Source organism: Nostoc sp. (assembly GCF_036917935.1).
Taxonomy (GTDB): Bacteria; Cyanobacteriota; Cyanobacteriia; order Cyanobacteriales; family Nostocaceae; genus Nostoc.
In genome coordinates this window covers 122,557-135,981 of sequence record NZ_JBALEL010000027.1, presented here as the reverse complement: position 1 = coordinate 135,981, position 13,425 = coordinate 122,557, and the positions used below count along the sequence as shown (strand labels likewise).

At 44.0% G+C, this 13,425-nt stretch carries 7 protein-coding genes; 5 read left to right on the top strand and 2 right to left on the bottom strand.

The window, feature by feature from the left end:
• Positions 1-213: 213 nt before the first annotated feature.
• The gene (locus V7K62_RS11805) at positions 214-5,268 is read right to left on the bottom strand and encodes a CHAT domain-containing protein (RefSeq protein WP_334864108.1); all 5,055 of its coding nucleotides are present in this window, start codon (positions 5,266-5,268) and stop codon (positions 214-216) included.
• Between the two features lie 207 nt (positions 5,269-5,475).
• Here V7K62_RS11805 and V7K62_RS11800 point away from each other — a divergent pair, with 207 nt between their 5' ends.
• Together V7K62_RS11800 and V7K62_RS11795 are read left to right on the top strand one after the other, a co-directional pair.
• Complete coding sequence (locus tag V7K62_RS11800) at positions 5,476-7,296, top strand: ShlB/FhaC/HecB family hemolysin secretion/activation protein (RefSeq protein WP_334864107.1); 1,821 nt, start codon at positions 5,476-5,478, stop codon at positions 7,294-7,296.
• A 260-nt stretch (positions 7,297-7,556) separates the two neighbouring features.
• Positions 7,557-7,811, top strand: a complete 255-nt coding sequence (locus V7K62_RS11795; protein ID WP_334864106.1) for a DUF7219 family protein — start codon at positions 7,557-7,559, stop codon at positions 7,809-7,811.
• 256 nt (positions 7,812-8,067) lie between these two features.
• On the opposite strand, the gene V7K62_RS11790 is transcribed toward V7K62_RS11795, so the two are convergent.
• On the bottom strand, positions 8,068-9,099 hold the full coding sequence (locus V7K62_RS11790; protein ID WP_334864105.1) for a VOC family protein: 1,032 nt from the start codon (positions 9,097-9,099) through the stop codon (positions 8,068-8,070).
• Between the two features lie 312 nt (positions 9,100-9,411).
• On the opposite strand from V7K62_RS11790, the gene V7K62_RS11785 reads away from it, so the two are divergent.
• Genes V7K62_RS11785 through V7K62_RS11775 form a run of 3 tightly spaced genes read left to right on the top strand, consistent with a single transcriptional unit; the run spans position 9,412 to position 13,188 of the window.
• Positions 9,412-10,035 (top strand): DUF3859 domain-containing protein, encoded by a 624-nt coding sequence (locus V7K62_RS11785; RefSeq protein WP_334864104.1) that lies wholly within the window; start codon positions 9,412-9,414, stop codon positions 10,033-10,035.
• 5 nt (positions 10,036-10,040) lie between these two features.
• Positions 10,041-11,924 (top strand): asparagine synthetase B family protein, encoded by a 1,884-nt coding sequence (locus tag V7K62_RS11780; protein ID WP_334864103.1) that lies wholly within the window; start codon positions 10,041-10,043, stop codon positions 11,922-11,924.
• Between the two features lie 25 nt (positions 11,925-11,949).
• Positions 11,950-13,188 (top strand): diaminopimelate decarboxylase family protein, encoded by a 1,239-nt coding sequence (locus V7K62_RS11775; protein ID WP_334864102.1) that lies wholly within the window; start codon positions 11,950-11,952, stop codon positions 13,186-13,188.
• Positions 13,189-13,425 lie beyond the last annotated feature (237 nt).

Sequence of the window (13,425 nt, the reverse complement as noted above, 5' to 3'; positions counted from 1 at the left end):
ACTCTGGATTTAACTATTTCTTTGCTTTTCTGATAGATTGTAGCGTTCATCTTCAAGAAGACACATCTTTCATCCGTAGTATCCGGTAGGAATACGTCGCTCGATTCAAGTTACTAATAGTAATACCAATTCTGCGTCGAACTCACTTAGATGAATAGCAACAAGAAAAATCTCTTTCTCCCTCTACCTCTGCTTACTCCCGATTCCCTATCTTCACCAAGGATTGCCAACCATTGTAAATCCAGCCCAATAATAAGGATGCATAAGTGATTCATCAGCACTGTCAGCAGGTAAAGGCAAGTTCCCAACTACTCCCAAACCTTGCACTTGTCCATCCTTGACGTAAATCTGCCCTTTGGCCATAGCTACCTGAGCCTGTCTGAGGGCTTCTGCCTTAATCGGAGATGTCTTTAAGTTCTGATAAAATTTTGTCATCAACGCTGCTGTCCCAGCATCATTAACCGACCAAAGACTAGCAACACTAGTTTTCACTCCTGCCAGCACTGCTAAACCCGCAAATCCCAGTTCGGATTCTTTATCCCCTAAAGCTGTTCTACAAGCACTCAGTACCAACATTTCAACTTCAGGTTCATTCAACCGCAACTGTCGTAATTGATTCAAGCGTAATTTGTCTTCCCACAGTTGAATATAAGAATTACTCAAAGCGCCGGTAGCAAAATCAGCATGGCTTGCTATATGAATAATCCCAAAAGGTTGTTGGCGGCGGATTGTTTTGAGATTTTCTAAGGTGGCTTGCTTGTCTAACAATAATTTGCCCTGCCAGAGTTTAGACACTAGTGTTGATAACTCCAGGGGGACTGCTGGTAAAGGCTCTTGCCCCTGAGTACTCTGAGAAACCCCCAATGCTAAAATTTGAGATTTTTTAATGTCTTTATAAAGGGTGTTAGTCAAGCTCAGACTGGGCATTAAGCCAATACTGTATTTTTCTACTAGAAACCCCTTACCATCGTGAAGTGCTGCCATTGGGGTTGAACGTAACCCGATATCTGGTAAAAAAACCAGATTGTTGATTCCTCTCGCCTGTAAATCTGCCTCTAGTGGTGCAATAATCCAGCGATAAAGTTGTTGAGATGAACGCAAATAACCGGTGCGGCGACGGTTTTGGGGACTAACGATTTGATCGCGAAATTCCTGAGCTACTTGGAGAACTTTGGCTTTGCTTGTTTCTGGGATGCGCTTGCGGATCGGATCGCCTTTTCCTGTTACTACCACTATTTCTAGTTGGTCGCTATCCTGTTCTGGGATCGTATTCAATTGTTTCGTAAATTTTTGAGCTTTGCCAAAATTTACTCCTGGTAGAATCTCCACAGGGACAAAACTGATATAGATAAATGCAGGTTTAACACCAGTCGCTTCCTCAATTTTGCGAGCAATTTCTTTGGCATCATCCAGGGTTTTGATTCTAGGAGTGGGTATGCCTAAATGGTTGGCAAAATCATCTGTGAAATTGCTTTCGGGAGTGGAATCGGTATTCAGAACGGGGTGATTAATCTGAGGATTATTGTGGCCAGGGTCAATCGGTTTAACTGGATTGCACAGGAATGTGCAGATGTTTGGTGTGTTGTTTGGTGTGTTGTTTGGTGTGTCGTTTGTCGTGTCGTTTGGCCTGATATTGATTGCTACCTGTACAGGTGTTGAGGATGAAACGACATCGCTAGCTCTGACGGTGAAAGCATTAATTAGCCCTGTGCTATCAGTTGGTGGTGTGTAATTTAGTGTTTCACCTACAACTAATGTGTCTCCCACTGCTAAAACTGTATTGCCTCGTCTGAGAGTTCCTGTTTGGATAGTATCAATTAAAACGGAGGTGTTATCTAAATTGACATCGCTAGTGCTGGCAGTAAATGTAAAGGTCAAAGTTTGATTGGGTTGAGCATTGGATGAGAGAAGCGGGTTTGTCGTCACTGTCGGCGGGGTATTGACGGAAGTAATGGTGATGCCGGTTGGGGTACCGCTAGCATCTCCACCATTAGGCAAGACTGGAAAGTTACTTAAAGAGGTGATTAAACTGTCCCCTCTATTGATTGACCCTGCTGTGCCATTGACACTTGCATCACCGACGATAAAATCTACATTGTTTGGGCCACCATCGTGTTGAATTCTGATAGTACCTCCCACAAGAGGTTGAACGTTAGTACCTACTTCACTAGTAAAAAATCCGCCAGTTGCGATCGCTTCACCCGTGCCGATTCCTTGAATCAGTCCGTTGGTTAGCACTTGCACATTGCCACCTTGAACAGTGTTTCCATCAACAAAATCGTCCGCTATGGACTGTGTGTTGATGTTGGTAAAACGAATATTGCTACCAGCAGTATTGGTAGTCTGTAAAGTAACGTTGCCACTTGTAACATTTGCAGTCCCATCGACTCCAGTGGCGATCGCTGAGGCATCAATCAGGCCATTAACGGTGATATTATCTCTAGCACTTAAGCTGACCGCACCAGCCGCCCCGATAAAATCGCCACCTGCTTCTTTGACTACAGAGGAGTTAATTGCCCCTGTGGTAATACTGCTGCCTGTGGTTGTTGCGACTACATCGCCAGCCCTACCTGAGCCATTAGCTTCATTTGAAGAGGAATTAATAGTACCTGTGAAGATGTTACCTGCGGCAGTCAAACTTACTGTTCCCGCATCTGTAATAATAATGCCACCATATCCAAATCCAGAAAACCCTTGAATATTGCTAGTGTCTAGGTTATTTAGGGTAATTCCACCACTTGTACTTTCGACTGTAATATTACCTGCCGAGTAGCCTTGACCATTAGCAATAATGTTGCCCGCTGTGATATCGCCACTCGCAGACAAGGTGACATTGCCGCTATTGCTAGAAGAATTACTATTTGTATTTAGATTTCCCAGTAGTAAGCTAGCGCCGGAAATGTTGATGGCTCCTCCGGTTGTTTGGATTGTGTTGGTAGGGTCAACAAAGTTTACAGAACCGTTTTGTGAGGACAGGTTAAAGCTACCACCGCCCAAGTTTAATGTAGCAACACCAGCGGCGCTAGTTACTCCGGGTGTAGCTCCGGTGATGTCGTTGATGGTAATGTTGCCTGTGGCCTGTAAGTTGATATTTGCACCCGAAGCGGCGATCGCACCCCAAGAAACGGTGTTAGCCCCAATATCTGCATCGTTAAAGGCAATATTCCCTGCTGTGGCATCAAAATCACCCACTGCGGCATCGATAATTGTCAATGTGCTGGGGTCTAGCAATAAAGTGCCAAAGCTGCCATTGGCGGCTGAAGTATCTACCAAACCGTTGAAGGTTAAGAAATTTTTGCCTGATACTTCTACAAAACCACCATTCCCAGCATTTGCTCCTCCATGAGCCGAAATCTTACCAAAATACTGGGTTGTGTCGTTACCCCAAATAATTACCCGTCCGCCATTTCCATTCAAATTACTATCAGCATTAATGACGGAGTTTGAGTCAACATAAGTCTGCTCGGCATTGGGTAAACTTCCCTTACCTTGGTAATCGCCGCCAATTAGTACTGTGCCGCCGCCATTGGTTCCAGAGGCGTTAATTTTGGCATCAATCACCGCCACTTTTGTACCCAAAGCAGTTACCGTCCCGCCTGTTTGACTCGATACATCCACTGTCCCAGAAACAATGGTTGTACCTGGGGTTGTGGGAATTGTCACATTAGAGTTTGTTAATTTTACAGTCCCATCAGGATTGGCTGTTAACCCAGTGTTACCAACTGTGAGCAATTCGGGTATTGATGCAATCGGAATTGTCCAGTTATGGGGTTGGTTGCTACTAGAGGCGAGGGGCTGAATTTCCAAACTCAACAGATTTCCTGGTTGACTGAGACGCACCCAATTTTGTCCTGGTACTGATGTGACAGTAATCTGCCCTGCCGATGCTGAAAGTTGCCCAGTGTTGACTACAGTACCGCCCAATAAATTCAAATTCTGCCCAGCACCTACTGCCAAATTTCCAGCATTTGCGATCGCTCCCGGCTGGTTCGTACTAAAGGCAAATCCGTTGGGGTTTCCAACTAAACTGGCGTAGTCATTAACACCGATAGCGTTGAACCAATTGCTGCCAAAACCAATGCCATTAGCTGTTGTCACCGTGAAAGCACTAGGTACATTTAAGCTAGCATTGGCTCCAAAAATAAATCCGGCGGGATTCATCAAGAAAAGGTTAGCATTACCACCTGTCACCTGAATTAAACCATTGATCACTGAGGCATTCCCGCCTGTAATTCTCCCAAGAATATTTTGCAACGCTGGACTAGCTTGAAAGTTGGCGATTTGTTCTGGTGAAATCCCAAATTGTTGAAAGCTGTGGAAGAGGTTAACACCATCAAGAGAAGTTGTACCGCCGCTAATATCAAGTCGATTGCCGTTGGGTGTAACAATTGTGTTTGTCCCATCGGCAGCAGGGACAATTTGTTGTGCTTGGGCTAATCCCGCACTCATGGCTGTCACCAGAGGCACAATCGCTAATAGGGAAGCGGCGATCTTGGGCAGTAAAGATTTTTGGCGTCGCAAAATGAAGCGACCTGTAAGTAATTCTACATCGATTTGTAACTTTTCTGCTAGTCCGCGCCGCCAAAGTGCTTGAGCGATCGCTTTACCAGACCAGAGTAGTTGTTCTTTTTTTCTAGTGACAGAGATGCTTTGGGAATGATTTCGATATAAGTAGAGAGGCTGTTTAACTTGGCGCACCTCGGTTACTTCTGAAAGTCGCAGACACAAGTCGTAATCATAAGCACTGCCAGCAAAAGAGGCGTTAACACCTCCCACCCGATTGTAAACTGAACGGCGCATTAAGCGGAAGTGGAAAGTCATGAAGTTTACCAACAGACCTACTTGGGAGTAAGGAATGTCACAACGATGACCGTAGCCAATCACTTTGCCGTCTCGATCAATATTTAAGTAGTCGGTGTAAACAAATCCTGTTTCCGGGTAGCGGTTGAGGACTGTCGCGGTTTGGGCCAGGGCGGTAGGGGCTAGGATATCATCACTGTCTACGATACCAATGTAAGCGCCACTAGTTTGGCGGATCGCGGTTTTACAAGCCGCAGCAACTCCTTGATGGTGTGCTTGGACTAGGCGGACTCGTTCATCTTGTTGAACATATTTGTTTGCGATCGCCACCGATCTATCTGTAGAGCCATCATCCCAAATTAGTAGCTCAAAGTCTTGCCATGTCTGCGCTAAGACGCTAGCGATCGCTTCTTGAAGGTAAGACTCCCGGTTGTAATTGACGATGACAATGGAGATCAGTGGTGACATCGAAGTATTCCCAAGTTTTCTACCTATTACCACAATATAATGCTAGGGACTATCACGTAGAAGAAATCGCTGTTAATTATAGTTTTAGTTACAAATCTTCTGAAATCTGAATGTCAAAAATATGATATTGAAATACTCATATAGCCATAGCATTCTCAAAAATCAAAATCAGCCCAGTCGTTAGATAAGGCACTCCACTGAGGATAAATGAGAAAAGAAACAGAAACTGATGTTCAGCTTAGAGCAACGACTCAGCAAAGAATTGTCTATTTCTCTGATCAGTTAGACACTTGGCGGAGTTTGGCAACTACTAAATGGAGTCAGCACAGTTTCAGTTTTCGGTGCGGCTTGCTAATTCTACCTGCGGTCTGGATTGTAACGGCAAATGGACTTAGAGCTACAGCCAATATTTTTACACCGGACTCGGTTCAAAATAGTAGTCAGTCAGAGTTACAAATAGTACAAGAAACAGAACCAGCCCCGGCAACTAACCCCAATCAACCCGAACCGAACCCCCAACGTATTCGAGTTCGCAAAATCCAGGTTGTAGGTAGCACAGTTTTTAATGAAAATGACTTTAATCCAGTAGTGAAACCGTTTGAAGAACGGGACTTAACTTTAGAAGAAATCAGACAAGCCGCAGATGCTATTACCCAGCTTTACCTAAATAAAGGCTATATAAATTCCAGAGCAATTCCAGACACTCAACAATCTCGTACCGCCGATGGTGTTGTGGTAATTCGAGTGTTAGAAGGGCGTTTGACAGAGATTGAGATCGAGGGGACGCGGCGATTAAACCCATCTTATATTCGTAGTCGCATCCAACTAGGTGCTGGTATTCCTCTGAATACTGGTAAGCTCGAAGAACACCTGAAATTGTTGCGACTCGATCCCTTATTTACAAATGTGGAAGCGCGTCTGCGTCCAACGGGTAAGGTTGCTCAAAGTATTCTTGTTGTCAGGGTTGAAGAGGCAAACCCTTTAACTGGTAGCTTGGGTGTAGATAATTATTCGCCTCCCAGCATTGGGGCAGAAAGATTGGGTGTTGAATTGCGATCGCGCAATTTAACCGGTATGGGAGATGAGTTAGCTGGCTCCTATTACCATACACTCTCTGGTGGTTCCGATGCCTTTGATTTTAGCTATCAAGTTCCCGTGAATGCCATGAACGGCAAAGTGCAGATTCGAGCGGCATTAAATCGCAACGAAATTACTGAGCCACCCTTTAATGCCTTTGGCATTCGGGCAAACCAGGATATTTATGAAATCAATTATCGTCAACCATTAATCCGATCGCCTAAAGAAGAATTTGCCTTATCTTTAGGATTTACATATCAAGATGGTCAAACTTTCCTTTTTGATAACCTCGCAACCCCTTTTGGCATTGGGCCTGATGCCAATGGCGTTAGCCGCACCAGTGTAATTAAATTTGGTCAAGATTATATCAGGCGCCAACCCCAAGGAGCTTGGTTTTTGCGATCGCAATTTAGTTTTGGCATTGATATATTAGATGCAACGATCAACAATGACCCCATCCCTGATGGTCGCTTTTTCAGTTGGCTAGGTCAAATACAGCGCGTGCAGCAACTCAGCAACGATCATCTATTGCTCGTTCAAGCAGACTTGCAGTTAACACCAGATAGCCTTTTACCTTCTGAGCAATTTGTGATTGGCGGTGGACAATCTGTAAGGGGATATCGCCAAAATATCCGCTCTGGGGATAATGGATTTCGGGTAGCGATCGAAGATCGGATCACAGTGCAGCGCAATGAATCGGGATTATCTACAATTCAACTTGCGCCGTTTCTAGACACCGGGGCCGTCTGGAATCAGTCTAATAATCCTAATCAGTTACCCAATCAAACTTTTTTGGTGGGCGCAGGCTTAGGATTCTTGTGGAATCAGGCAATGGGAATTGATAATCTGTTTTTGCGGCTCGATTATGGATTTCCGTTTATCGATCTGAGCGATCGTGGTAATAACGCTCAGGATGATGGCTTTTACTTTAGCCTTCGCTATCAACCCTAATCAAGAGTGCTGAGTTAAATGCCATTTGACTTACTCATTTTGGTATTTTCCGCAAGCAAAATGACATTTGACTTACTCAAAATGCCATTTGCTTTCTAATTTCAGTGTTTTCCCCAGTTAATTACCTTTCCTTTATGTCTTATCATCATATCTGACAAAAATATTCACTTCTTCAGGAATTTAAACTTTTGAGTGTGTATATACACAAAGGGAAAAATATCGTCTATAAATTTAACTAAGAATTACAGAGAGCAAAATTTATGACACAACCTAATCCGCCAGACAAAAACAGCTTTCTTTACCCACGTAGTCAGTATTATGGGAAATTCCAGCCGGAAAACTTAGTGTTTAATGCTAACCTCCAAGAATTTTCCCAAAGAATTAGTTACATCACTTGCCTGGAAACCGGGGGAAAACTGTCTCAGGAAGAAGCTTACGAGCAAATTAAAACACTTTGGAAAGAGTTGAAACACAGCAAAAAGCAACTGGCTATTGGTGGAAATAAAGAAATCTGAACTAAAGGCAATGGGGCACTTGTACCAAGCTTTGCCATTGGCGCAGCCTCTCCTAGAGAAATATTGAGCATCGGGTATGGTTTTTCCCTTGTCCCCTGCCTCCCAATACTACTCGGTTAAGCCTAAAAATAAAAATGTCTTGGGTTGAGGAAGGAAACCCAAGATTCGCGGGGTTTGTTGGGTAACGCATTACCTCAAACCAACCGACAAATATTCTTAACCGAGCAGTATTGTCCTATCTCCGCTCTTGCACTAGTTAATTACCTTCTAGCAAAGTCCAGAAGTAGCCATCTGGTGCAATAAAGGAGAAACTCGTCTCACCAAATTCATTACAAATGATGTCTGTAACTTTTTCTACAGTACTCGCCTTGATGCGATCGCAATATTCCTGTATTCCCTTAACCCGATAGGTATATAAAGACATACCCAAGCTACCTGGTTGGGCTGCCTGAAAGCGCGATTCTAAATTAATAGATTCTGGGAATCGAACGACATAAAGTCTACCACTACGTGTAGCCATCAGGTCAGACTTAGAAGAACGAGGATCGTCAAAGGCAGTCACAATAAACTTTTCACCAGGATTAAGGTCAAAAATATCTTTACCTGCGGGCGAAGATTCATAACTAGTTTCGACATCATCACGCACACGCAGCAAACCCAAAACTTCTTCATAAAACTTCAGAGTTTCTTTGCTGTCATCCTGAACGATAATCCCTATATGGGTAAACTGACTAGTCTTGAGAGCCGCATTATGGTTAACTTGTCCGTAATGCGGTAGTGTATAGCCAAACCGTTGAAACAAAACCTGTCGAGCTAAAGGTTGCAGTAGCAGCATTTCTCGCACACCAACTGCTGGCTCAATAAAAGGACGGCTTTTCCTCCCTTTGTTGTAGATGACTTCCCAATAAGGGCTAGAGTACCTAATAGCCAAACCTGCGGCCTTTGCATCCTCTATATGATTTAAGATATTTAAGACATCCGCAGTTAAGCTTGTCGCCCAGCGATTTCCCTTAATTTTCATCGACGCTATTCCCAAACCTTCATTGGTGGGATTTTGCCAAACCATTAGCCGAATCAAACCATGATCTGCATTTTGGTGGTAGAGGCGAATTGAGCGTAAAGAGGAATTCACCCCATATAATTGATGGGCGACATCTGCGGTTAATTCACCCACTTCACCAATGCGATAGCCAAATTGCTCCCAATACTGAATTGCAGAAATTGGCTCTGGGATGCCGATGCAGACTTCATAGATACCTTCAATTGTCGTTTGTTGTTCGTGAGTCATAATCAGTGCTGAGTTAGGAGTTTTCCTCTTTCCTATGTCTCTGCATGGGAATGGCTGATTAGGGGCTGCTGCCTCCAGTCAGACATTGAGTCAGCAGCCCCAATGAATGCATTCCCACGCGGAGCATGAGAACGAGAGAAACCAGAGAAGAGAAAGTGTTTACAAAAGTATCTCAGAAAGAATCCGAAAAGCAACAACTTTATTTTGTAGCTTATGATGTACCTACAAAAGTGAGATGCAACTAAATATAGAGTTATTCTGATTACACGTAATCAGCGATCGCCATAAAGTTCTTTTAACAGGAGTTAAGCTATGACGCAGCGACTGACTCAAGAGCAATTATCACAAATAGTCACAGAAGTAGAAGGTCTGCAATTGCGTCGGGAAGCGGAACTAGACCAACAGCAGGTTAGAGAAATTTTACAGGAGTTGAATTTACCGCCAGAGTTACTAGATGAAGCGCTGATTCAGTTAAATCGCCGCCAAGCACTGGAGGTACAGCAACGCCGGAATCGATGGATTACCTCTGGAGTGGTGGCAGTTGTATTAGTTGTCATTGCATCGACAATATTTTTCATGCAACAGCAGAATTCTACACTCTCTCGTGTTTCTGCTCAACAAGACCGCATCACTTTGACACAAGATAATGGCGGCGACTTAAAGACAATTTCTCGCCAAACCAATCCAGAAGTGTTGTATCGTGTCACCTTAAAAGATGCACCCTTGGGTAAAAACCTGAATCTCTCTTGTAATTGGATTGACCCAAGTGGTCAAATTGTCAAGCAAAACAACTATCAAACCCGCGAGATTAAGACGTCTGTCTGGGATACCAAGTGTCAATACGCTATTAACCAGGCTGCAACTGTTGGTAATTGGAAAGTGCAGATGTTCTTGGAAGGTCGGCAGATTAGCGATGAAACCTTTGAAGTTAAATAGTCCAGATGGGTATCCCGCATCACTTTCTTGGCTATTGGGGTTACGGCGCTCAACAGGAGTTGGAAGCGCTGTTAACTAGTGTTGTGGAAAACCTCTCTCCAAACCTCTCCCCTACAAGGGAAAATTCAAAGCCTTTTCCCATCTGGAATGTTGTTTATATAGGAATTGATGGAAATTCCCGAAGGGAACAAAATCAGGACTTAGACGCTGAACACCTTAAATCTAGATCCCCCCTAGCCCCCCTTAAAAAGGGGGGAACCTTGAAAGCCCCCTTTTCAAGGGGGTTGGGGGATCTCTTCTGTGTAAGTTCTAAAAATCAAATTGCTGCCATCTCCGCATCAGGATTATTTACTTCACCCGATGCTTGGGTAAGTCTTCAGGAAAACAACTGCCTAATTTTAGGTAGAGAACCTTTCGGAATGATGCCTTTGTATTGGACTCAGCAAGGACAAATAATCTGGTTTGCATCCCAACTGCAACTACTTTTACCGATTTTGCAACAGTCAGAAGTTAGCATTCCTGGGTTATATGGCTATAGCTGTTTTTCCTACGTTCCCACACCCTTAACTCCTATTAATGGAGTGTTTGCAGTGACGGTGGGGACTGAATTAGTTTGGCAGAGTGATTGTCAATCAGGTATTCTGCAAACGCCTGAATCTAAAAAAATCCACTCGTGGCGGGAAGCGCCAGAACAGTTAACAGATGAAGCTACAGCAATTACCGAATTACAAACTCTCCTAAAAGACTCGATTGAGCGACAGATTGCCGATTTAAAAGATCAGCCTGTCGGGGTGTTTCTCTCTGGCGGACTCGATTCTTCAGTGGTAGCAGCGCTGCTGGTACAAGCCGGGGTGAAAGTCCGCGCCTACACTTTAGATTTTGGTGATATAGGCATTCCAGAATATCCATACTCTGAACAAGTCGCCCAGTTTCTCAAAATTCCGCTGATTAAAGTTGCAGTAACCCCAAGTTCGCTCAAGAATGCCTTAATTCCGACTGTGCAAGCATTAGATTTGCCCTTTGGAGATGGCGTGTGTGTGCCGTTATATCTCTTATCTCAGAGGGCGAGTCAGGAAACTCAGGTAATTTTTAATGGTGAAGGTGGAGATCAATTGTTTGCCGGTTGGACGAATAAACCTTTAATTGCCGCAGGTGTTTATCAGGCAGAAAATCCCACCGGACAGGAAACTTTTAGCCAGCAATATCTCCGCACCTTTCACCGTCTTGGGGGATACGAATCTCAAGTTTATCAGCCAGAGGTTTATGCACAGATTCAAAATTTGCATCCCGAAGATTGGCTGTTGGCAGCTCTCGATCGCGATGAGTGTCCATCTTTGCTGCATCGCCTCCGCCGTGCTAGTTTGATGCTCAAAGGGGCGCAGAATATCCATCCCCGTGCGACTGCATTGGGGTTTGCTCATAGATTATGGGTGCGATCGCCTTTTTGTGACTTACCTTTAGCTGAGTGGACATTTCGCCTATCTGGAGAACTCTGTTTACAAGGAGTCTGTGAAAAATATATCCTCAAACGGGCTGTAGAAAATTGGCTTCCATCCGAAATTGTCTGGCGACAAAAACGTGGTATGGGGGTTCCTTTAACTTCTTGGTGTTTAAATGATTTTTGGCATCAACTCGGCATTTGGCTCAATCCAGAAATACTTCGCGCTCACAATCACTTTTATCCTCACATCGCGGCCCAAATCGTTGAAGGCAATTTAGGAGCAGCTATTCAAGACCGTCGGATTGGTGAAACACTCTGGTTACTGATTATGTGGCAACTTTGGCGATCGCATGTTTTAAATGAAGAAATAAGTAAACAGTCTTGGGATCATCCCTTTTGGTTACATCCTTGGCTATGGAGAAATTACAAGATAATTCGTAATTCGTAATTTACTGTATCAGGATTCTCGGTAAATGGTATCAAATAACTTTACTCAAAATCGCCTTACTTCTCCATTTTCCAGCGAAGTTGCCCAAGAGTTAGTAAATAATTATGGTTCTCCGCTTTATGTTTATAATAGCGATCGCTTGGGCGAAACTATTGAGCGGATTAGCAAAGCAGTCAGTTATCCCCGCACGCAATTTCGTTTTGCCAGTGTTACTAATGGCAACATTGCGCTGTTAAAAATTTTTCGCTCATTTGGATGGGGACTTCACGCCAATACCCCAGGAGATATTTATTTAGGATTGCAAGCTGGTTTCGATCCTAGTGAGATTGTTTATAGCGGCAGTAATTTAAATCAGGCTGAGATGCTACAAGTCCTGAATTGGGGAATTACAACTCTCAATCTCGATAGCCTCGCTCAGTTGCAGTTGTGTTGCGAAGTTTTGCCCAAATGTAGAGAGAAATCGATTCGCCTTGGTTTACGCCTGAATTTGCCGGAAATTACCGGAGATAGCCGCATTGGTGTGCCTCCAGAGGAATTTGGTGATGCGATCGCTTTAACTGGTGAGGTGGGATTAAAGCTGAGTGGTTTACACTTCTATCGAGGTACGGGAACTAATGCCACAGAAGCATTCACCAAGGTGATTGATACGGTAATCGCCATAGCCCAAAAGTTACCTGATTGGGAATATTTAGATTTTGGTGGTGGCTTTGGCTATCCTTATCACCACAACAAAACAGCCTTTGACTGGGAAATATTTGGGGCTGAGTTAACCGAGAGAATTACTCGTTTAGGGCGCGAAATTGATTTGGTGATTGAACCGGGACGAAGTGCGATCGCTGGATGTGCCACGTTGCTTGCTCAAGTTGTTTCCGTAAAATGGCAAGGAGAAAAACAGATTGTTGGAGTTGATACCACCGTTGCTAATCTTTCAGTACCCTCTGTACACGGCGGCTACCGAGAAATTATCACTTGGAAACAAGCAGAGAATCCATTCACAACTGATATTTGTGGTAACACCACCTATTCACGAGATTATCTGGGGAAGAATTGCCAACTTCCAGTTTTAGAAATTGGTGATATCGTTGCCATTTTAGATGTCGGTGCTTATGGTTATGCCATGTCGTCTCACTTTTTACACCGCCCCAAACCTGCGGAAGTCTTGCTAGTAAATGACACACATCGGCTGATTCGTCGGCGGGAAGACTACAGTGTTCTGCTAACAAATCAGGTACTTGATAGTTCCCCCCTTTTTAAGGGGGGTTAGAGGATGTTTGAAAAGTATTTGGCTGTGATTTTAGGCACTTTGATCCCCCCTAACCCCCCTTAAAAAGGGGGGGGAACCTCTCTCAAAGTCCCCCAATTTATCGGGGGAACCGGAATCAAAGTCCCCCAATTTATCGGGGGATTTAGGGGGATCTAAAATGTTTTGATACCGACAAGAGGACTTTTCAAACAACCTCTTAGGGGGGATCAAGCCCGAACAATTAATAACTAACATCAA